This is a genomic window from Mesorhizobium sp. WSM4976 (assembly GCF_029625685.1).
Lineage (GTDB): Bacteria > Pseudomonadota > Alphaproteobacteria > Rhizobiales > Rhizobiaceae > Mesorhizobium.
Map to the genome: position 1 here is coordinate 129,941 of NZ_JARTVT010000016.1, position 21,604 is coordinate 151,544.

The window sequence follows — 21,604 nt, forward strand, 5'->3', positions numbered from 1 at the left end:
ATGGCGATACTGGCAGCCGTCCATCACCTGACCCACTACAAATATGACCGGCCGGTGGTGCTCGGTCCCCAGGTGATCAGGCTGCAGCCGGCGCCGCATTCGCGCACCAAGGTGCTCAGCCATTCGCTCAAGGTCGAGCCGAAGAACCATTTCGTCAATCTGCAGCAGGACCCCTACGGAAACTTCCTCGCCCGCTTCGTCTTCCCGGAGCCGGTGACCGAGCTCAAGATCGAGGTCGACCTCGTCGCCGACATGACGGTCTACAATCCGTTCGATTTCTTCGTTGAGGAATCGGCTGAGAGCTTTCCCTTCGACTACCCGGAGGAGATACGGGAAGACCTCGCCATCTACAGGACGCCGGAGCCAGCCGGGCCACTATTGACGAAGTTTTTGGCGAGCATCGACCGCAGTCCGGCAAACACCGTCAATTTTCTGGTCGACCTCAATGCCAGGCTGCAGCGCGAGATCGCCTATATCGTGCGCATGGAGACCGGCGTCTATTCGCCGGAGGAGACACTCGCCGCGGCTAAGGGCTCGTGCCGGGATTCCAGCTGGCTGTTGGTGCAGATCCTGCGCAATCTGGGCATCGCCGCGCGTTTCGTCTCCGGCTATCTGATCCAGCTCAAGCCCGATCTGGTGTCGCTCGACGGGCCGCCCGGAACGTCGGTCGATTTCACTGATCTGCATGCCTGGTGCGAGGTCTATATTCCCGGTGCCGGCTGGATTGGCTTCGACCCGACCTCCGGCCTGCTCACCGGCGAAAGCCATGTGCCGCTGGCGGCGACGCCGCACTATCGCAATGCAGCGCCCATCTCCGGCATGGCGAGCTTCGCCAATGTGGATTTCGGCTTCGACATGCGAGTCGACCGGATCGCCGAGCATCCGCGCATCACCAGGCCGTTCTCGGACGAGAGCTGGGAAGCGCTCGATGCTCTCGGCAGCGAGGTGGATGCCGTTCTGCGCGAGCAGGACGTGCGGCTCACCATGGGGGGCGAGCCGACGTTTGTGTCGATCGACGATTTCGAATCCGCCGAATGGAACACGGCCGCCGTCGGCCCAACCAAGCGCGACAAGGCGGACCAACTTATCCGCCGGCTGCGCGAACGCTTCGCGCCGGGCGGTTTCCTGCATTATGGCCAGGGCAAGTGGTATCCGGGCGAGAGCCTGCCGCGATGGACCTTCTCCCTCTACTGGCGCACCGATGGCGAGCCGGTCTGGCGCGATCCGTCATTGATCGCCCGCGAGAACGGCAACGTCGCGGTCGGACCCGAACAGGCCGAAAGCCTGCTCACGGCGATCGCCGGCGAGCTCGGCATCGACAAGGCGATGGTGAGCGAGGCCTATGAGGATCCGGCCGAATGGCTGCTCAAGGAAGGCAGGCTGCCGGACAATGTCGATCCGTCCAATTCGAAGCTCGAAGACCCGGAGGAGCGCAGCCGCATGGCGCGTGTCTTCGAGCGCGGGCTGACCAAGCCATCGGGCTATGTGCTGCCGGTGCAGCGCTGGAACAGCCAGGCCGCTGGACAGCGCTGGCGCTCGGAGAAATGGAAGACAAGGCGGGGCCGCCTGTTCCTGGTGCCGGGCGACTCACCGGTCGGCTATCGCCTGCCGCTCGGCACACTGCCTTATGTTCCGCCGGCGCAATTCCCTTATGTTGTGCCGGTCGATCCCTCGGTGCCGCGCGGCGCGCTGCCGGTGCGCGACGCCATCTTGCCCCAACCGTCGCCAGCTGAGCTGGAAGGAGCGGACGAAATGGCACGCCGCCAGCAGGCCGTGTCTTTCACCTCAGCGACCGCGCAGCAGGACCGGGTCGAGCAGCAACTGACCGAGATCGGCGGCGCTGTGCGCACCGCGCTCACCGTCGAGCCGCGCGACGGCCGGCTCTGCGTGTTCATGCCGCCGGTCGAGGCGTTGGAAGACTATCTCGAACTGGTGGCGGCAGCGGAGAACGCGGCGAAGGCCATCGGCCTGCCGGTGCATATCGAAGGCTATGCTCCGCCGCACGATCCGCGCCTGAACGTCATCCGCGTGGCGCCGGATCCCGGCGTCATCGAGGTGAACATCCACCCGGCCGCCAACTGGCACGAATGCATCGCCACCACCACGGCGATCTACGAGGAGGCACGGCAGTCGCGGCTCGGCACCGACAAGTTCATGATCGATGGCCGCCATACCGGAACCGGCGGCGGCAACCACGTCGTGGTCGGCGGCGCGACGCCCAATGACAGCCCGTTCCTGCGCCGGCCCGACCTGTTGAAGAGCCTGGTGCTGCAATGGCAGCGGCATCCGTCGCTGTCCTACCTGTTTTCCGGCCTGTTCATCGGCCCGACCAGCCAGGCGCCGCGCTTCGACGAGGCGCGGCACGATTCCCTTTATGAACTGGAGATCGCGCTCGCGCAGGTGCCGCATCCGGACAAGGGCAATGCGCCCTTGCCATGGCTGGTCGACCGGTTGTTCCGCAACCTCCTGACCGATGTCACCGGCAACACGCACCGTTCGGAAATCTGCATCGACAAACTGTTCTCGCCGGACGGCCCGACCGGCCGGCTCGGGCTGATCGAATTCCGCGGCTTCGAGATGCCGCCCAATGCGCGTATGAGCCTCGCGCAGCAATTGTTGGTCCGCGCGATCATCGCCCGCGCCTGGAAGAACCCGCTCGACGGCCGTTTCGTGCGCTGGGGCACTTCGCTGCATGACCGCTTCATGCTGCCGCATTATGTCTGGGCGGACTTTCTCGATGTGCTGGAGGATCTGAAGCTTAACGGATTCGACTTTCGTCCCGAATGGTTCGCGGCCCAGCTCGAATTCCGCTTCCCCTTCTGCGGCGAGGTTCAGCATGCCGGCGTCAAGTTGGAATTGAGGCAGGCGCTGGAGCCCTGGCATGTGATGGGCGAGCAGGGCGCGATCGGCGGCACGGTCCGCTTCGTCGATTCTTCCGTCGAGCGGCTGCAGGTGCGGACCGAGGGCCTCAATCCGGAGCGTCACGTCATCGTCTGCAACGGCCGAATCGTGCCGATGAAGGTCACAGACAATCGCGAGGTCGCGGTGGCCGGTGTGCGCTTCAAGGCCTGGCAGCCGGCGTCGGGCCTGCATCCGGCCCTGCCGGTCAACACGCCGCTGGTCTTCGACATCTATGACCGCTGGTCGAGCCGCTCGGTCGGCGGCTGCGTCTACCATGTCGCGCATCCGGGCGGCCGCAATTACGACAGCTTCCCCGTCAACGGCAACGAGGCCGAGGCCCGGCGGCTTGCCCGGTTTGAGCCGCGCGGCCATACGCCGGGCGGCTATGTGCTGCGTGACGAAGAAGCCTCTGAAGAGTTCCCCATGACCCTTGACCTCAGGCGGCCAGCGAGACTCTGATCGACAATGGCCAAGGGGAATCAGAAACGGGCGGGCAGCAGGCCGCGGGCGCAGGGCCTGCTGGAACGCTACCGTCCGATCGAAGGCGTCGTGGACGAAATGGTCGACGCGTCGGGCAGCCCGCGTCCGGCCTGGCGCTCCTTCATCGACGCGCTCGACGGTTTAGGGGCGGAGCGGCTTGGGCAGCGTTTTGCCCGCGCCGACCAGTATCTGCGCGACGCCGGCGTCTATTACCGCGTCTATGACAAAGCAGGCACGAATGAGCGGGAATGGCCACTCGCCTATGTTCCGCTGCTGATCGACGAGCAGGAATGGGCTGAGATCAGCGCCGGGCTGGTCCAGCGCGCCGACCTGTTCGAGGCGATTCTGGCCGACATATACGGACCGAACCGGCTGATCGAGAAGGGCATCCTGCCGGCCGGGCTGATCGCAGCGAGCCCGGAATATCTGCGCCCCATCGTGGGCGTGAGGCCGGCCAGCGGCCATTTCCTGCACATGGTCGCCTTCGAGCTCGGCCGCGGCCCGGACGGCCGCTGGTGGGTGCTGGGCGACCGCACCCAGGCGCCGTCGGGCGCCGGCTTCGCGCTGGAGAACCGTGTCGCCACGACGCGCGCGCTGTCGGACATTTATGGCGAGATGCATGTGCATCGCCTCGCCGGCTTCTTCCGCCGCTTCCGCGACGCGCTGAACGGCATGGCCAGGGATTCCGGCGGCCGTGTCGCCATCCTGACGCCGGGGCCGCTCAACGAAACCTATTACGAGCACGCCTATATCGCCCGCTATCTCGGCATCATGCTGCTCGAGGGTGAGGACCTGACCGTTTCCGGCGGCCGGCTGATGGTGCGCACCGTTTCCGGCCTGATGCCGATCGGCGTCTTGTGGCGGCGGCTCGATGCCGCTTTTGCCGACCCGCTGGAACTCAAGCCGGACTCGCAGATCGGCACGCCGGGGCTTGTCGAGGCGATCCGGCGCGGCACGGTGTCGGCCGTCAATGCGCTGGGCTCGGGCCTGATGGAGACGCGGGCGCTGCTGTCCTTCCTGCCCAGGATCGCGCGCGAACTGCAGGCTGACGAGCTCAAGCTGCCGAACATCGCCACCTGGTGGTGCGGGCAGGAGAGCGATCGCGCCCTTGTGCTTGCCAACATCGACCGCATGGTGGTCGGCCCGGCGCTGTCGACCCGGCTCGCCTTCGAGGACGACGGGGCGGCGACCCGGCTCGGATCATCCCTATCGGCCGGCGAGCGGGCCGAGCTCGTCGCGCGGATCGAAGCGGACGGCGCCGGTTTCGTCGGCCAGGAAGCGGTGACGCTGTCGACCACGCCGGTGTTTGTCGGCGGTTCGCTGGAACCACGACCCGCCAGCCTGCGCGTCTATCTGGCGCGCACGCCCGAAGGCTGGACGGTGATGCCCGGTGGCTTCGCCCGCGTCGGCTTCTCGCTCGACCCGACGGCGATCGCCATGCAGCGCGGCGGCCAGGCCGCGGATGTCTGGGTGGTCAGCGACAAGCCGGTCGAGCGTGAAACGCTGCTGCCGCAGGAGCATGAGAGCTTCACCCGCACCATGCCGGGCAGCCTGCCCAGCCGCGCGGCGGAGAACCTGACCTGGCTCGGCCGCTATATCGAGCGCTCGGAAGACACGGTGCGCGTGCTGCGCGCCTATCACGTGCGCCTCGCCGAGACGTCGGACCCGGACATCCCGCTGCTGGCCGATATCAGGGACTATCTCGAGCCGTTCGGCATCGACGTCGAAACGGCGATACCATCGGGGTTGATCGGGAGCTTGGACAGCGCGGTCTACAGCGCCGGCCAGATTCGTGACCGCTTCTCGCCCGATGGCTGGCTGGCGCTGAAGGACCTGTCGAAGACCATCCACAAATTCGCCAATACGGTCGCGCCCGGAGACGACGCGACGCGGGCGATGACGGTGATGCTGCGCAAGCTCGCCGGCTTTTCCGGCCTGCTGCATGAGAACATGTACCGCTTCACAGGCTGGCGTTTCCTTGAGATCGGCCGCAGGCTGGAGCGCGGCATCCAGACTGCCCGCACGCTTAGCCGGCTGACCGGGAACGGAGCGCCGGAAGGCGCGCTCGACATGATGCTGGAGATCGGCGACAGCGTCATGACTCATCGCCGGCAATATCCGGTGCAGGCCGGGCGGCGCACGGTCATCGACCTGCTCGCGCTCGACCCGCTCAATCCGCGCTCGATCCTGTTCCAGCTCGAGCGGCTGAAGGCCGAGATCGGCATGCTGCCGTCGGTCGGCGGCGAGGGGCATATGTCGCCGGCCGCCAAGGAGATCCTGCAGCTCAACACCGCAATCGCCGTCATGGAGCCGTCGGACATGAGCGCCAAGGTGCTCGACGACTTCGCCGGCCAGATCGGCGATCTCTACAACAGCCTCGCAAAGGCCTATTTCAGTTAGAGCATTTCCAGCGAAAAGGATCGCCTCCAATGCTCCAACTCTTTGTTTTTGCGCAATTCCGGACGCAAAACCGCTGCGCACTTTTGCTGGAATTGCTTTAATGCTCTACGACATCAAACTCCATCTGCATTACGACTATGCGGCGGCCGCCGGCGGCGGACGGCACCAGGTGCGCGTCATGCCGCAGACGATCGCCGGGGTGCAGCGCGTGATCGCCGCCTCGCTGTCCTTCCAGCCGATGCCGGCCGAGCGCGCCGATTTTTCCGATTTCTTCGGCAACAACGTCACATCAATCGCCTTTCGCGATGCGCATGAGACGCTCGACATACGCATGAATGCACGCGTATCGGTCTTGCGGCCCGAGCCGGACCTCGATGTCTCTCCCGATTTAAGCGGGCTGAGGGCGGAGCTCGATCTGGTGCGCTCCTTATCGCCCTCCGCGCCGCACCATTTCCTCGGCGCCAGCGACCATGCCGGCATCGATGCGGCGATCACCGCCTACGCGCGGGACAGCCTGGCCTCCTCGACGGTGGCCACGGCCGCCGATCTGTGCAATCGCATCCATCGCGATTTCGCCTATGACGGCAAGGCGACCACGGTGCAGACGCGGGCGAGCGACGCCTTCCTCCTGAAGCGCGGTGTCTGCCAGGATTTCTCGCATATCATGATCGCCGGCCTGCGCGGGCTGGGCATCCCGGCCGGCTATGTCAGCGGCTTCCTGCGCACCATTCCGCCGAAGGGCAAGCCGAGGCTCGAAGGCGCGGATGCCATGCATGCTTGGGTCAAGGCCTGGTGCGGCCGCGATGCCGGCTGGCAGGAATTCGACCCGACCAACGGCATGCGGGCGAGCAACGATCATATCACCGTCGGGTACGGCCGCGACTATTCCGACGTAGCGCCGATCGTCGGCGTGCTCAAGACGACGGGCGGCCAGGTCGGCGAGCAGGCGGTCGACGTCATTCCGGTCGCCATGGAAAAGGTGTGACGGCAATCCCGATCGCCCGATAGACGCTTCTCAAGCACGGGCGCGGCCGATATCGTGAGCATTGAGATTGACGGGGATCGGCGGCCGCTTGCGGATCGGCTGCGGCGCGGAGACAGGTTTGGAAGCAGTCAGCGTCATCATTCCGGCACACAATGCGGCGCGGACGATTGCCCGGACGCTCGCCTCGCTGGCATCGGAAAAAGCGGTTATCGGCGAGGTGCTTCTGGTCGAGGATTCATCGTCCGACGACACCGCCGCCGTTGCCGTGGAAGCGGCATTGCGGCTTGGCTTGCCGCTGCGCGTGATCAAGTCGAGCTGCCGCGACGCCGGCGGCTCCAGGAACCTGGCGCTGGAGCAAGCCCGCTTTCCCTGGATCTACATGATCGACGCCGACGATCTTCATCTGGAAGGCGGCTTGCGTATGTTGCTGGCGACCGCCACCAAGGCCCAACCCGGAGCCGACATGGCCGTCGGCGCCTACCGCCGGAGGGTCGATGGCGGGGAGCGGTCGACCAAGCTGCCGGGCGGCTACACGGCAAGTGGACCGGCCAATGCCTGCGCCTATCTCGAAGGACGGATACGGTCGATCGCGGTCGGCAGCGCTCTGCTGTCGAGGCGGCTCATAGGCGAGACAAGATTCGCGACCGGTCTTGCCTATGATGAGGATACCCTGTTCTGGGCGCGCGTGATGGCCGGGGCTTCGCTCGCGATCGTGACCCAACCAATATTCATCTATTTCGTGTCGGCGGAGCGCTCCGACGATCGTTTCACGGTCAGATCTGCCGCGCGCTTCCTGGAATGGCGCATGGCCCTGCGCCGCCTCCGGTCCTGCGGCATCGCGGAGCGGTCGCTGAAGATCAGGGAAGGCCTCGTCGCGTTGAAGATCGCGCGCGTTCATTATGCGCGCGGCGATTTCGACAAGGCGGCAAGATTTCTCAACGTGGCCGAAGCCGCGCCACGGGCGAGCGCGGACGTCTGGCGTTGCATGCGCTATCGAGCGAAGATCACGCTGCGGCGCCGGTTTTCGGCGCCGGCCGCCCAACCGCAACGCGCCTGATGGCCGAGCGGCCGGACCTCGCCGTCGTGGTGATTGGTTTCAAGGCGCCGGCCGAACTGAGGGGCGCAGTCAGGTCGGTCCTCGACCAGAATATTCCGCTTGAAATCGTGGTGGTGAATTCCGGCGGCGGCAACGCCAAAGGGCTTCTTGCCAATGCCGGCATCCACGTGAGGGTCATTGATGTCGAGGAACGGCTGTTTGCCGGCGCCGCTCGAAATCGCGGCGTTGCGGCCACCAAGGCGCCCTTCATAGCCTTCCTTGCGGATGATTGCGTGGCCTGTCCGCGATGGGCCGAAGTCCGGCTGCTGCGCCACCGGGAGGGCGCTTCGGCGGTGGCGAGCGCCGTCGCCAACAGCCACCCGCGCAATCCAATCGCCTGCGCGGCATATCTCGTTACCTACATGCGACGCCTGCCCGGTCTTCCGGCCGAGAAGGCGCAACGCTACGGCGTCTCGTTCGACCGGACGCTGTTCGAGCGATACGGGGTTTTCAACGAGCGGATGAGGTCGGGAGAAGACACCGAATTCATGGCCAGACTGCCGGAAGCTCTGCGGCCCGTCTGGGAACCGCGGGTCCTGACCATCCATCGCAACGAGACGAGCCTGTCCAAGTTGCTTGCTGACCAGTATCGGCGCGGACGCCGGTACGGCGCCTATCTCGGATCCGTCGAGGCCGGAAAACCCGTGCGCCCGTTCCGCAAGGTGTTTCGGGATTGGCGTAACGTCGGCAAGCTGGCCAAAGAGGGCCTGCCCGGCAAGGAAATGATTTTCGCAAGGCTGTCGCTGCCGATCGTGTGGATGGCTTTGTTCGCCAAATCGCTGGGGGCGTCCGTCGGCGCCCGGCATGGCGACAAGACGGGCTGTCGCCGATGATCACCGTCGAGATGAAGCCGGCGCGCCGGCGGCGCGGCCGATGGCTTTGGTCGCGGCAAAAGATCGTCGCCGTGTTCAGCTATCGCTACGATCAACATCTCGTGCCCGATCTAATGGCCAACCTGGACCCGATTGTTGACGGCTGGGTCGCCTATGACGACCGCGCCTCGGAGGGGATTTTCAGCAGCGAGCCTGAGAGGCGGCGCGCGCTTATTGGGGCGGCCCATGAGGCGGGCGCGGATTGGGTTCTGGCCATGGATCCCGACGAAAGGCTGGAAAACGCTGTCGCCAGCCGGATCGGCCGGCTGGTCAGCGGGTCCAGGCATGTCGCGTGGGGATTCCGCTGCCGGGAGATGTACACGCCGGCCAGCTACCGCGTCGACGGCCCCTGGGGCCGGAAAATGCAGCACAGGCTTTTTGGGGCCTATCACCCCGACCGCTATCGATCGAAGGATCTGCATGGCGCGTGGTTTCCCGACGACATGGGCTTCAGGCTCAAGGACAGCGGTCTCAATCTCTATCACTTGAAGATGATCGAGCCAAAGCGGCGCGCGGCGCGTCGCGACCTCTACAATCGTCTCGATCCGGATCGCCGGCTGCAGCAGATCGGCTACGACTATCTGGTGGACGAGGCGGGAATGATCCTCGAAGGCGTACCGGCCGGACGAGGTTACTTTCCCGCCCATGCGGACGACGGCGGGCTCTGGATGGCGGATCTCTCCGTCAACCGGCGCGACTGAAAAGCTCGTTCGGAACCAGTTATCGGCGCGCGGCTTTATCTACGGGTCATTTCGCGGAGCCGGTATGTTACAGCATTCACAAGCGTCATCGGACCGTTCGGCGCGGGACGAGGCAACCCGGAGCAACGGCGCCAGCAGCTTGGCCGAGAGCACGTCGCTCAACTATGTAAGCGATTCCGATCCCGGCATTCGCAGATTGAGGAAAGGCACGGGATTCGCCTATCTGGGCCCCAGCGGCAGAGCCGTCGACGAAGCGACGCTTGCCCGCGTCAAGGCGATCGTCATTCCGCCGGCCTGGACTGATGTATGGATCTCGCCCGATCCGGACGGCCATATCCAGGCAACCGGCCGGGACCAGCGTGGCCGCAAGCAATACCGCTATCACCCGCAATGGACCGAGGAACGCGACGGCGTCAAATATTCCAGCCTCGTCGCCTTCGCGGAAAGCCTGCCTGCCCTGAGGCGCCAGATCGATACCGATCTGCGCCGGCGCGGGCTGCCCTTGGAGCGGGTCGTCGCCTCGGTGGTCTGGTTGCTCGACAACACCATGATCCGCATCGGCAATGCGGCTTATGCGCGCGACAACAAGAGTTTCGGGCTGACCACGCTGCGCGACCGCCATGTCGAGATCAACGGCTCCAGCCTGCGCTTCGCCTTCAAGGGCAAGTCGGGCAAGGAATGGAAGCTGAAGCTGGTCGATCGCCGCATCGCCAAGGTCGTGCGCGGCGCCCAGGATCTGCCTGGGCAGAAGCTGTTCCAATATCTCGACGAGGAAGGCGCCCAGCGGCCGGTGCGCTCGGAGGACGTCAACCGGTACATCCGCGAGGCGTCCAGTGCCGAATTCAGCTCAAAGCATTTTCGCACCTGGGGCGGCACCATCCATGCCGCGTCGCTGTTTGCCGGGACCGAGCTGCCGGAGAGCAAGATACAGCAAAAGCGGGTGGTCAACGGCGTCGTCGACAAGGTCGCCGAGCGGTTGGGCAATACCCGTGCCGTCTGCCGCAAATGCTACATCCATCCCTTGGTGTTCGAGGCGTGGACCGAGGGGCGCCTGCTCCACGAGATGGCCGAAGCCAACAAGCGCAAACGGCTGATACAAGGCCTCGACGAGGAAGAAACGCTGGTGCTCAGATGGCTGCAGGCGCATGGCGCCTGACGGTCAGGCGCAAAGGACAGCCAAGCCCGCGATGCCCGCCGAATTTTTTTATCGACCTCGTGTCGGGAAGGGTCCTAGTGTCGCGTCCTTTGATACGGAAAGGACCTGCCATGCTCTACGCCATCCTCTGCTACGCCTCCGAAGACGTCGTCTGCTCCTGGAGCAAGGAACAGGACGACGAGGTCATGGCAAAGCTTCTCAACGTGCAGGATAAATACGCCAAGGCCGGCCGGCTTGGGCCCGTGGCGCGTCTTTTGCCGACAACTGCCGCGACGACCCTGAGAAAGGTCAAGGGCGAGGCCGTCGTGCTCGATGGCCCGTTCGCCGAGACCAAGGAACAGTTCCTCGGCTTCTACACGCTCGAATGCCACAACCTCGACGAGGCCGTCGAATTCGCCCGCGAGCTTTCCGAGGTCAATCCGAGCGGCGGTTCCTACGAGATCCGCCCGGTTTCGGTCTTCAATCCGACAAAGGTAGCGGTATGACGGACCTTGCCTGGATAAGCACGGCGATCAGCAACGCCCGTCCGCAGGCGATGGGCGCGCTGCTGCGCTACTTCCGCGATCTCGATGCCGCGGAAGAAGCTTTCCAGGATGCGTGCCTGCGAGCACTCAAGAACTGGCCGAAGAATGGGCCGCCGCGCGATCCGGCGGCCTGGTTGATCTTCGTCGGCCGCAACAGCGGCATCGATGCGGTGCGCAAGCGCGCCAAGCAGGCGCCGATGCCGGAAGAGGACCAGATCTCCGATCTGGAGGATGCCGAGGGCGACATGGCCGAGCGGCTGGACGGCGCGCATTATCGCGACGACATCCTGCGGCTTCTGTTCATCTGCTGCCATCCGGATTTGCCGGCAACACAGCAGATCGCGGTGGCGCTGCGCATCGTCTCCGGCCTCACCGTCAAGCAGATCGCGCGCGCTTTCCTGGTCGGCGAAAGTGCCATGGAGCAGCGCATCACCCGAGCCAAGGCGCGTATCGCCGACGCCGGCGTGCCGTTCGAGACCCCGGGCGCGGTCGAACGCTCGGAGCGGCTCGCCGCAGTCGCGGCGATGGTCTATCTGATCTTCAACGAAGGCTATTCGAGCAATGGCGGCGAGGCGCCGGCCCGCGCGCCGCTTTGCGAAGAGGCGATCCGGCTCGCACGCCTGCTGCTCAGGCTCTTCCAGGCCGAGCCGGAGATCATGGGGCTGACGGCGCTGCTCTTGCTGCAGCATGCACGGGCGCCGGCAAGGTTCGATGAGAATGGCGAGATCGTCCTGCTTGAGGATCAGGATCGCTCGCTGTGGAGCCGCAAGATGATCGACGAGGGCCTCGCGCTGGTCGACAAGGCGCTGCGCCATCGCAAGCCCGGCCCTTACCAGGTGCAGGCGGCGATTGCCGCGCTGCATGCGCGGGCGGCGACGGCCGCGGACACCGACTGGACCGAGATCGACCTGCTCTATGGCCTGCTGGAACAGATGCAGCCGTCGCCGGTGGTGACGCTGAACCGCGCCGTCGCGGTCAGCAAGGTACGCGGCCCGGAAGCCGCGCTTGCCTTGATCGAGCCGCTGGAAGAGCGGTTGTCGGGCTATTTCCACTTCTTCGGCCTAAGGGGCGGGCTGCTGATGCAGCTTGGCCGCAACGAGGAGGCGCGCGTCGCCTTCGATCGCGCCATCGCTTTGGCCAACACCGCCGCTGAGGCCGCGCATATCCGCATGCATATCGACCGGCTGATCAAGGAAAGCAGGGAGAAGTCCTCGATACAGAGGGCCCGCTGATCCGGCTTCACCCTCTGGCCCAATTTCGCAGCCGAGCCTTGGACCATGCCGGGGTGGCGGTTTTTCCCCGAAACGAGTAATGCCACGCCATCAAGCGCCCAGGCGTGCTCAACGGCATTTCCGCGAGATGGCGCATGGCTCCATTCCGCCCTTGGGCGGGATCTGAAAGGAACAAAAATGACATTGGCGAAGGAAACGGCCTCACTTCTGGAGAAACTCGGCGTTGCCAAGGAGGCGCTTGGCGGAGGCGACCTCATCGTTCGCAGCCCGGTGACGGGCGAACAGATCGCGGCGCTGAAGTCGATCTCGGCGGCGGACGCCGGCAACGCCATCGATGCGGCGCACAAGGCCTTCCAGGCCTGGCGCCTGGTGCCGGGGCCGAAGCGCGGCGAACTGGTGCGGCTGCTGGGCGAAGAACTGCGCGCGCATAAGGACGAGCTCGGCCGGCTGGTGTCGATCGAGGTCGGCAAGATCCTGTCCGAGGGTCTCGGCGAAGTGCAGGAGATGATCGACATCTGCGATTTCGCTGTCGGTCTTTCCCGACAGCTCTATGGCCTCACCATCGCCACCGAGCGTCCAGGACACCGCATGATGGAGACCTGGCACCCGCTTGGCGTCGTCGGCGTCATCTCCGCCTTCAACTTCCCGGTCGCGGTGTGGTCGTGGAACGCGGCGCTCGCCTTCGTCTGCGGCGACGCGGTGGTGTGGAAGCCGTCGGAAAAGACGCCGCTGACCGCACTTGCCTGTGAGGCGATCTTCAAGCGCGCCGCACGGCGCTTCGGCGCCGATGCGCCGACAGGGCTGCTCCAGGTGCTGATCGGCGACCGCGTCGCCGGCGAGGTGCTGGTCGACCATCCGAAGGTGCCGCTGGTCTCGGCCACCGGCTCGACGCGCATGGGCCGCGAGGTCGGTCCGCGACTCGCCAAGCGCTTCGCCCGCGCGGTGCTCGAACTTGGCGGCAACAATGCCGGCATCGTGTGCCCGACCGCCGACCTCGACATGGCGCTGCGCGCGATCGCCTTCGGCGCCATGGGCACTGCCGGCCAGCGTTGCACGACGCTGAGGCGCCTGTTCGTGCATGACAGCGTCTATGACGCGCTCCTGCCGCGGCTGAAGAAGGCCTATAAGAGCGTCTCGGTCGGCAATCCGCTGGAAGGCAAGGCACTGGTCGGTCCGCTGATCGACAAGGCGGCCTTCGACAACATGCAGAAGGCGCTGAAGGAGGCGCAAGCGCATGGCGGCAAGGTGACCGGCGGCACGCGCGTCGAAGACGGCCACCCGGACGCCTACTACGTGCATCCGGCGCTGGTCGAGATGCCGAAGCAGGTCTCGCCGGTGACGGAAGAGACCTTCGCGCCGATCCTCTATGTGATGAGATACACCGATTTCGACGAGGCGCTCGAATTGCACAATGCGGTCGGCGCCGGCCTGTCGTCGTCGATCTTCACCCGCGATCTGCAGGAATCGGAACGCTTCCTCGGCGTCGACGGCTCGGATTGCGGTATCGCCAACGTCAATATCGGCACCTCGGGCGCCGAGATCGGCGGGGCGTTCGGCGGGGAGAAGGAGACGGGCGGCGGCCGCGAGAGCGGCTCGGATGCCTGGAAGGCCTATATGCGTCGCGCCACCAACACGGTGAACTTCTCCAAGGCGCTGCCGCTCGCGCAGGGCGTCTCGTTCGACATCGATTAATGACAGATACAGGCGCCGCGAAACCGCGGCGCCTGATACGCTCATCAGAAAGCTTTGCCGGTTGCCGGATCGAACAGGCGAAGCGCTTCCGCGTCGAAGACAAACGCGCATGGCTGGCCCTTCGCGACGCGGACTTGCGGCGGCAAGGTCGCCGTCAGCCGCTGGGTTCCGGCCCGGGCGGTGGTGACTTGCTCCGGCCCGGTCAGTTCGACGACATCGATCTCGACGGGCAGTGACAAGTCCGTGCCGCTGCCCGTCCCAAGGTGGAGCGCTTCCGGCCTTACGCCGACTGTGACCTGAGCGCCGTTACTGACTGCATCTGTGAAGCGTGCCGGCAGCGCCAGACGCGCATCCGTGCCGGTGATGGAGAGCTTGCCGTCCTCGACTGTGGCTTCCAGCATGTTCATCGCCGGCGCGCCGACGAAACCGGCCACATAGAGCGTTGCCGGCTGGTTGTAGATCTCTTCCGGGGTGCCCAGTTGTTCGATGCGGCCGTCGCGCATGACGGCGATGCGGGTCGCCAGCGTCATCGCCTCGATCTGGTCGTGGGTGACGTAGACGACGGTGGTCTTAAGCATCTCATGCAGGCGCTTCAGCTCGGTGCGCATTTCCAGGCGCAGCTTGGCGTCAAGATTGGAGAGCGGCTCGTCGAAGAGGAAGACCTGCGGCTTACGCACCAGCGCCCGACCGATGGCGACGCGCTGGCGCTGGCCGCCTGAGAGCTGGCCGGGCTTACGATCTAGCAGGTTCTCGATCTGCAAAAGCTTTGCCGTCTCGCGCACCGCCTTGTCGCGTTCGGCAGCGGGAACCTTGCGCATCTCAAGGCCGAAACCGATGTTGCGGCTGACGGTTAGGTTCGGATAGAGCGCGTAGGACTGGAACACCATGGCGATGTCGCGGTTCTTAGGATGCACGCCAAGCACCGACCGGCCGCCGATCAGCACGTCGCCGCTGGTTGCCTCGGCGAGACCGGCGATGATGTTGAGCAAGGTGGATTTGCCGCAGCCCGACGAGCCGAGCAGCACCAGGAACTCGCCATTTTCGAGCGCGATGTCGATGCCTTTCAGCGTCTCGACGCTGCCGTAATTCTTGCGGACTTCGCGGATCTCAAGCGCGCTCATGGACGGCATCCTCGAATTGGGTCGGCCCGCCATAGTCGCGGGGCAAGGTTGAGATGGCGCGCGAGGCCACGCGGATGGCGGCGGACAGGCACTTTTCAAGGGAGCGTCCCTGTGCCAGGGCGGCCAGGAAGGCGGCGTTGAAGACATCACCGGCGCCGATCGTGTCGACGACAGCGACGCGCGGTGCCGCCACTTCGATGAGCTCGCCATCGGCGCCGATGGCGATCGCGCCGTCCGGTCCGCGTTTGACCACGACGATCGCCCCGTCCTTCATGCCGTCGCGGATCTTGTGCGCTGCCTCGACGGGACTAGCGAGACCGGCCAATGTCGTCGTCTCGACCTCGTTGAACAGGGCCAGTTCGCAGCGCGACAGCCAGCCGCGCGCCGCCGCGCAGTTCGCTTCGGTCCAGCCGTCGATCGGCCATCCCGTGTCGAGCGCGACGGCAATACGATGGGCTTCGGCCCAGTCGAAAAGCGCTCCATAGTCGCGCGTAAGGTCGTCGGTGAGAAAGGAGCCACTGAGCAGCACATAGCCGCCGGTAAGCCGGTTGCCGTCGAGCACCGAAAGCACATCGTTCAGGCTGAAGCGGGGCAGGTGGCCGCGCGTGGTGAAAAAGGTGCGCTCGCCATCGGGATGGGTCATGCCGACCGACAATGTCGTGCCTTCGGGGCGAACCGCCCAATTTTGCGCGCGGTGCCCGAACGCCTCGCGCAGCCAGCGGCCGAACTGGTCGTCGCCAACATTGGCGGCAATTTCGAAATCGATGCCCAGCGCCTGCCAGGCCAGCGCCGTATTGCCAGCCTGGCCGCCGACGCGCAGGTCGTCGTGCTCGACGACGGTCTCGGTGCCGGCCTTCGGCCAGGGCGCAACCGGGCCGACGATCAGGTCGACATTGACGTTGCCGATCACCGCGAGCGGTCGCATCATTCGCTCCTGGTGATCTTGGTGGTGCGCACCGGCGTTCCGGCATTCTCGACCCGGGAATCGGCGAAGGCGATCATCAGGCGTTGCGCCACCGGCAGTATGGCGAAGATCGCCGCCAGGCCGGTGGCCGGTTTGAAGGCCAGTGTCACGGCACCTGAGACAGGCGCCTTGCCCGAAGCGTCGAAGACGATCAGCGGCGCACCGGCTTCGACGACGGACACGGCCATAGCGGTGACGAGGTCGGCTGTCGGATCGTTATCCCGGAACAGGACGATGCCGATTTTCGGGCCAAGCATCTCCATTGGCCCATGGCGAAGCTGGCCGCCTTCGAGTGAATAGCAGGGCAGGCGCGACAGTTCGGTGAGGCCGAGCGCCAGTGCTTCGGCTACACCTTGCAGGCTGCGGCCGGATGTGACCACGGTCACTACATTGCCGAGTGCTGCAAGCGCTGCATCGATCGCAATCGCCTCAGGGGCCTTGAGGGCAGCAAGTGCCGCGGCGGGATCGTCGCCCAGAGCCGCCAGAATGGCGAGATGCAGCGCGAAGGTCACGGTCAGGCTGCGGGTTGCGGCAAAGGCAAGCTCGGTGCCGCCAGCGCCGACCAGGCAAGGCACGGTGCGGCCGAGGAAGGAACCGGCCTCCAGCGTCAGGCCGAAGGTCTCGGCGCGATCGCCGGTCTCGGCGAACCAGCGCAGCACCTCGGCGCTCTCGCCGGACTGCGAGGTGACGATCACCGTCTTGCCGGTGAGCGGCAACGGCTGGCCAAGCTGTTCCGACAAAGGCAGCGCGATGGCATCGATGCCACGGGCGCGATAGAGCGGCTCGACCGCGCGGGCGACCGCGTGCGAAGCACCCATGCCGAGCAGGACGAGCCTGCCGGTCTTGCCGATCGAGGTGGCGACCCTGGCGGCGACATCGCTGTTGTTTTCGAAGGAGGCAAGCGCATCCTGATGCTGGCGCGCCATCTCGCGGTCGATCGCAAGCAGGCCGGAGGGACGAGGCTTTTGAGCGGTCATGATTATCCTTTCACTCCGCCGCTGGTCAGGCCCGAGATCAGCGCGCGTTGCATGACGAGGCCGATCAGCACGGGCGGCAAGGCCGCGAGCACGCCGGCGGTGGCGATCAGCCCGTAATCGGACACGCGGCCGCCGGCGAGATCGGCGATGGCGACGGTAAGCGTCTTCGCGCGCTGATCCGAGGTGAAGAGCAGGGCATAGAAGAATTCGTCCCAGGCAAGCAGCACGGCAAACAGCGCCGATGTCGCGACGACGGGCGCGGCCAGCGGCAAGGTTATGATGCGCCAGGTCTGGAACAGTCCGGCCCCGTCGATCATCGCCGCGGCCTCGATCTCGCGCGGGATGGAATCGAAACCCGATTTCATCAGCCAGGTTGTGAAGGGCGCGAGGATGGTCAGATAGATCAGCGCCAGGCCGAAGACGTTGTTGAGCAGGCCAAGCCAGGACAGACCCATATAAAGCGGCACGGAGAGTGCGACCGGTGGCAGCATATAAGTGGCGATCACCATCGATAGCGACCAGCCGACCGAAGGTGTGCGCGAGACGGCCCAGCCGGCGGGCACCGCGAGGACGACAGCGGCAAGCGTCGCCATGCCGGCGACCTCCAGGCTGTTGCGCAGCGAGGACGTGAAGGCGGCGCCGGCACTGTTCTCGGCCCTCGACAGCAGCTGCGCGTAACGGGAGAAGTCGGCTGCCTGCGGCCACCAGCGTAGCGGCTTGGCGGCGAGGTCGGCCGCCGGCGATATGCTCATGACGAAAAGCCAGGCGAGCGGCGCCAGGACGACGGCGGCGAGCAGGAGGGCGCAGGCGTAGACGAAGGCGATGAAGACGGGGCTCTTGCGTTCCATCAGGCCGCGCTCCCGGCGGTCTTGCGGACCAGTGTCGCGTAGGCAACGGCCAACACGGTGACGAGCAAGGTGACGATCAGCGCCAGCGATGCGCCGGAGCCGGCGCGCTGGAAGGAGAAGGCCTCCTGGTAGACGAGGATCGACAGCGAGCGCGTGCTGTTGGCCGGGCCGCCGCGGGTCATGACCCAGATAATGTCGAAGACCTTGAAGGCCTCGATGGTGCGCAGCACCAGCGCCACCATCAGCGGGCCTGCAAGATAGGGCAGGATGACGAAGCGGAAGCGGTTGAACGGCCCGGCACCGTCGACAAGCGCGGCGGCGGTGATGTCGCGCGGCACGGCCTGCAGGGCGGCCAGCGCAATCAGCGCAACAAGTGGAAAATTCTTCCAGCAGTCGGCGACGATCAGCGCCGCAAGCGCCGTGCCGGGCTCGCCCAGCCAAGAGCGGTAGTCATCGATGAGATGGAGCTGAGTCAGCGCCGCGTTCAGCGCGCCATATTCTGGATTGTAGATCAGCCGCCAGAGCGTGGCGTTGACGACGGTGGGCAGCGCCCAGGGCAGGATCATCAGCCCGCGCAGCACGGCGCGGCCGCGGAATTCCTGATTGAGCAGGAGGGCCGCCAGCACGCCGAGCACCATTTCGGCGGCGACCGAGACAACGGCGAACCAGGTGGTGGTGATCAGAGTCCGGCTGAAGTTCGCGCTCGTCAGCATTTTTGTGTAGTTGTCGAAGCCGACGTAATTGCCCGCGGTGCCGACCAGATGGGCGTCGGTGAAGGAAAGCCTGACTGTATCGACCAATGGCCAGCCGATGATGGCGACCATGATCACCAGCAGCGGCAGCATCAGCAGCCACGCGCGAGTCGTCATCCAGGTGCCTGACATCAGAGGCGCCTCTTTCCGTCATCAGATCAGAAATAGCGCGGGCGGCGCTGGTGTATGGGGCCGCCCGGGTCGAGGAACGCCAGATCAGAGGCCGCTGTTTTCGGCGGCGGTCTTAAGCGCGTCTTCAGGCGTTGTCTGGCCGAGCAGCGATTCCTGGATCGCCTGCTGCAGCGCCGTCGACAGCTGCTGATATTTCGGCGTGGTCGGGCGCGGATACATCGCGGCCAGGCCGAGCTTGGCGGCGGCGATCAGCTCTTCCTGGCCCTTGGTGACGGCCGGATCGTCATAGGACGAAGCCCAGATCGGCAGCGAGAGCTTGGCATACTGGTTCTGCGTCGCCTGCGAGGTCATGAACTCGATGTATTTCCAGGCTTCGTCTGGGTGCTTCGACACCGCCGTGATGCCCAGGCCCATCGAACCGTTGACGGCCGAGACCTCGCTTGTGCCGGCAACGCCGGGTGCCGGCACGACGCCGACCTTGCCCGCGACCTTGGAGTCCTTCGGATCGTTGGCCATGTTGTACATGTAGGTCCAGTTCAGCGCGAAGGCCGCATCGCCGTTCTCGAACACCTTGCGGACGTCCTCTTCCAAGAATTCCTTGGAATTCGGATTGGAGAGGCCCGACTTGTAGCTGTCGACCATGTATTTCAGCGCCGAGACGCCGCCGCCATTCTGGAAGTCTGGCTTGCCGTCCTTGAGGAAGTCGCCGCCATAGGCGCTGACCAGCGTGGTATAGTCGCATACCGCTGCCTCGGCCTGTGACCAGCTCCAGGCGATCGGCGTCTTAAGCAGCCCCTTGTCCTGAATAATCTTGGCCTGTTGACCGAGCTCTTCCCAGGTCTTCGGCGGCGCCTTAATGCCGGCCTTTTCCAGGATTTCCTTGTTGTAGAACAGGTATTTGGTGTCGAGGATCCAAGGCATCCCGTAGTACTTGCCGTCATATTGCACTGTGGTCCAGGCGCCTGGCAGCACGCCCTTCTTCATGTCGTCGGTGATCTTCGAGGATACGTCGATCAGCACCTTGTTGGTCGCGTATTCGGCCGGCCAGATCACGTCGAACAGCACCACGTCGTAGCCGCCGCCCGATCCTTGGGCGAGCACGGTCTTGTCGTGCAGGCCTTCATAGGGAACGAATTCAAGGTTCACCTTGATGTCCGGATTGACCTTGGTGAAGGCCTCGGTCATGGAGCGCACGTCGGCCTCGCTATAGGCGGCCTGAGCCATGAAGAGGGCGTTCAAGGTGGTCTCGGCGAAGGCATGGGGGACGAACAGCCCGCCGACGAACACCGCGCCCAGAAGTGTCTTACCGATCGATTTCAGCATTTGTCTTTCTCCCATTTCGACAGCTGCAAGTGGGCGGCGAAGCTTGTGCCGCCGCTTCCTCGAATTGCATCGCGTGTGACCGGATCTGTCCTGAACGGCGCGCGGCGGGAGCTCGAGGCTTTTGCCGTCTTTTGCGGAGCCGCTCGGATTTCACCTATTAAGTCAATTCGCTTGACTTAATTAGTCGATCAATCCTTTAATGGAGTCAAGAGGGGAAAGACGGTGCACGACATCAGCCCGATCCGTGCCAAGAGCGGCACCAACCAGGAAGGCACCAGCGCGCACAACCGCCGCGTCATGATCGAGGCGCTGCGTCTCAACGGCGCGCTGTCGCGTGCCGACCTGGCGCGCGCGACGCAGCTCACCAAGCAGGCGGTTTCCAACATCATCGAGGATCTCGAGCGCGATGGGCTGGTTGTCGCCATGGACGCGGTGCGCAAGGGCAGGGGGCAGCCCTTCACACCCTACCGGCTGGTGCCCGAGGGCGCCTTCGCCATCGGGCTGCAGATTGACCGGCATTTGACGCGCGTCGTGGTGGTCGACCTGGTCGGCAGCGTGATGGCACGCGCCGAGGCCAACCTGCCGCTTGATGAACCATCACCTGGTGTCCAGACCATCCTCGGTCTCGTCGCGGATGTCAGGCGCGAACTGGCTGGCATTTCCGCGCAGTCCGAACGACGGTTGGTCGGCCTTGGCGTCGCCATGCCCGGGCCGTTCGGCCTAAAGGAATCCGACGACAAATGGATGATGCCTGCCTGGCAGCGATTCCCGCTGCTCGAGACGCTTGCCGCCGGCACCGGACTGGATGTCGGGCTGCAGAACGACGCGGCGGCCTGTGCAACGGCGGAGCGCATCATCGGCGCCGCGCATGGCGTCGATCACGCCGTCTGCCTGTATGTCGGCTACGGCATCGCCGCGGGGCTCATCCTGAACGGCGAGCTCTACAATGGCGGCAACGGCAATGCCGGCGAGATCGGCAGGGCGCTGCTGTCGCCGGCCGGTCCAGCCTCGACGCCTTTGGAGCATCGCGCCTCGCTCGCCTCGCTCTACCAGCATCTCGGCCTCGACCCCGCCGAGAGGGGGCTTTACGAGACGCTTGGCGCGCTGGCGCTTCAGCGAGACTCGAGGATCATGAGCTGGGTCGAAAGAGCCGCGTCCGACCTGCGCTGGAGCGTGCACCTGATCGAAACGATCTTCGATCCGCAGACCGTCATCCTCACCAGCAGCGCGCCCGAGGCGCTGGCCCGGCTTCTGCTTCAGGCTATGCATCCGCTGCTGCCGTCGATCGCGGACCGCCCCACCCGCCACCTACCGCGGCTGCAGCTAGGCACCACCGATCCCTGGGCGATCGCAGTGGGCGCCGCGGCCGAACCGATCAGCCGGGCCTTCGATCCGCGGTTTTCCGCTATCCTGAAGGCCGGATAGAAAACGCCTGACGAACAGCCGGC

At 65.2% G+C, this 21,604-nt stretch carries 17 protein-coding genes; 11 read left to right on the plus strand and 6 right to left on the minus strand.

The window, feature by feature from the left end; genetic code table 11:
- The 10 genes from P9272_RS20380 (at window position 1) to P9272_RS20425 (ending at window position 14,039) form a co-directional block, all read left to right on the plus strand.
- Window positions 1-3,360, plus strand: coding sequence for a transglutaminase family protein (locus P9272_RS20380; protein ID WP_278161933.1), 3,360 nt, complete (start codon window positions 1-3; stop codon window positions 3,358-3,360).
- A gap of 6 nt (window positions 3,361-3,366) precedes the next feature.
- Window positions 3,367-5,781 carry a circularly permuted type 2 ATP-grasp protein gene (locus tag P9272_RS20385; protein ID WP_278161934.1) on the plus strand — a complete coding sequence of 805 codons (2,415 nt, stop codon included), beginning with the start codon at window positions 3,367-3,369 and terminating at the stop codon, window positions 5,779-5,781.
- A 100-nt stretch (window positions 5,782-5,881) separates the two neighbouring features.
- The gene (locus P9272_RS20390) at window positions 5,882-6,766 is read left to right on the plus strand and encodes a transglutaminase family protein (protein ID WP_278161935.1); all 885 of its coding nucleotides are present in this window, start codon (window positions 5,882-5,884) and stop codon (window positions 6,764-6,766) included.
- 118 nt (window positions 6,767-6,884) lie between these two features.
- Entirely contained in the window at window positions 6,885-7,823 is a 939-nt protein-coding gene (locus tag P9272_RS20395) for a glycosyltransferase family 2 protein (protein WP_278161936.1), read from the plus strand.
- Window positions 7,823-8,695: a glycosyltransferase family A protein gene (locus P9272_RS20400; RefSeq protein WP_278161937.1), complete on the plus strand. Its 873-nt coding sequence runs from the start codon at window positions 7,823-7,825 to the stop codon at window positions 8,693-8,695. Before P9272_RS20395 ends, P9272_RS20400 begins: the two co-directional genes overlap by 1 nt.
- Window positions 8,692-9,435, plus strand: coding sequence for a hypothetical protein (locus tag P9272_RS20405; protein WP_278161938.1), 744 nt, complete (start codon window positions 8,692-8,694; stop codon window positions 9,433-9,435). Before P9272_RS20400 ends, P9272_RS20405 begins: the two co-directional genes overlap by 4 nt.
- Before the next feature lie 64 nt (window positions 9,436-9,499).
- A complete protein-coding gene (locus P9272_RS20410; RefSeq protein ID WP_278161939.1) occupies window positions 9,500-10,591 on the plus strand; it encodes a DNA topoisomerase IB in 1,092 nt (363 codons plus the stop codon).
- Window positions 10,592-10,701: 110 nt separating this feature from the next.
- A complete protein-coding gene (locus P9272_RS20415) occupies window positions 10,702-11,076 on the plus strand; it encodes a YciI family protein (protein ID WP_278161940.1) in 375 nt (124 codons plus the stop codon).
- On the plus strand, window positions 11,073-12,347 hold the full coding sequence (locus P9272_RS20420) for an RNA polymerase sigma factor (RefSeq protein WP_128255978.1): 1,275 nt from the start codon (window positions 11,073-11,075) through the stop codon (window positions 12,345-12,347). Before P9272_RS20415 ends, P9272_RS20420 begins: the two co-directional genes overlap by 4 nt.
- Window positions 12,348-12,524: 177 nt before the next feature.
- A complete protein-coding gene (locus P9272_RS20425; protein ID WP_278161941.1) occupies window positions 12,525-14,039 on the plus strand; it encodes an aldehyde dehydrogenase family protein in 1,515 nt (504 codons plus the stop codon).
- A gap of 44 nt (window positions 14,040-14,083) precedes the next feature.
- Here the strand turns inward: P9272_RS20425 and P9272_RS20430 are convergent, their stop codons facing one another.
- From P9272_RS20430 to P9272_RS20455, 6 genes are all read right to left on the minus strand, one after another.
- The gene (locus P9272_RS20430) at window positions 14,084-15,160 is read right to left on the minus strand and encodes an ABC transporter ATP-binding protein (protein ID WP_278161942.1); all 1,077 of its coding nucleotides are present in this window, start codon (window positions 15,158-15,160) and stop codon (window positions 14,084-14,086) included.
- Entirely contained in the window at window positions 15,147-16,085 is a 939-nt protein-coding gene (locus P9272_RS20435) for a PfkB family carbohydrate kinase (RefSeq protein ID WP_128256331.1), read from the minus strand. Before P9272_RS20435 ends, P9272_RS20430 begins: the two co-directional genes overlap by 14 nt.
- On the minus strand, window positions 16,085-17,107 hold the full coding sequence (locus tag P9272_RS20440) for an SIS domain-containing protein (RefSeq protein ID WP_278161963.1): 1,023 nt from the start codon (window positions 17,105-17,107) through the stop codon (window positions 16,085-16,087). Before P9272_RS20440 ends, P9272_RS20435 begins: the two co-directional genes overlap by 1 nt.
- Window positions 17,104-17,949 (minus strand): carbohydrate ABC transporter permease, encoded by an 846-nt coding sequence (locus P9272_RS20445; RefSeq protein ID WP_128255974.1) that lies wholly within the window; start codon window positions 17,947-17,949, stop codon window positions 17,104-17,106. Before P9272_RS20445 ends, P9272_RS20440 begins: the two co-directional genes overlap by 4 nt.
- The gene (locus tag P9272_RS20450; protein ID WP_278161944.1) at window positions 17,949-18,833 is read right to left on the minus strand and encodes a sugar ABC transporter permease; all 885 of its coding nucleotides are present in this window, start codon (window positions 18,831-18,833) and stop codon (window positions 17,949-17,951) included. The genes P9272_RS20445 and P9272_RS20450 overlap by 1 nt, the downstream gene beginning before the upstream one ends.
- 84 nt (window positions 18,834-18,917) lie before the next feature.
- On the minus strand, window positions 18,918-20,156 hold the full coding sequence (locus P9272_RS20455) for an extracellular solute-binding protein (RefSeq protein ID WP_278161945.1): 1,239 nt from the start codon (window positions 20,154-20,156) through the stop codon (window positions 18,918-18,920).
- Window positions 20,157-20,378: 222 nt separating this feature from the next.
- Between P9272_RS20455 and P9272_RS20460 the strand changes: the two genes are divergently transcribed.
- Window positions 20,379-21,581 carry an ROK family transcriptional regulator gene (locus tag P9272_RS20460; RefSeq protein ID WP_278161946.1) on the plus strand — a complete coding sequence of 401 codons (1,203 nt, stop codon included), beginning with the start codon at window positions 20,379-20,381 and terminating at the stop codon, window positions 21,579-21,581.
- The last annotated feature ends 23 nt before the right edge of the window (window positions 21,582-21,604 follow it).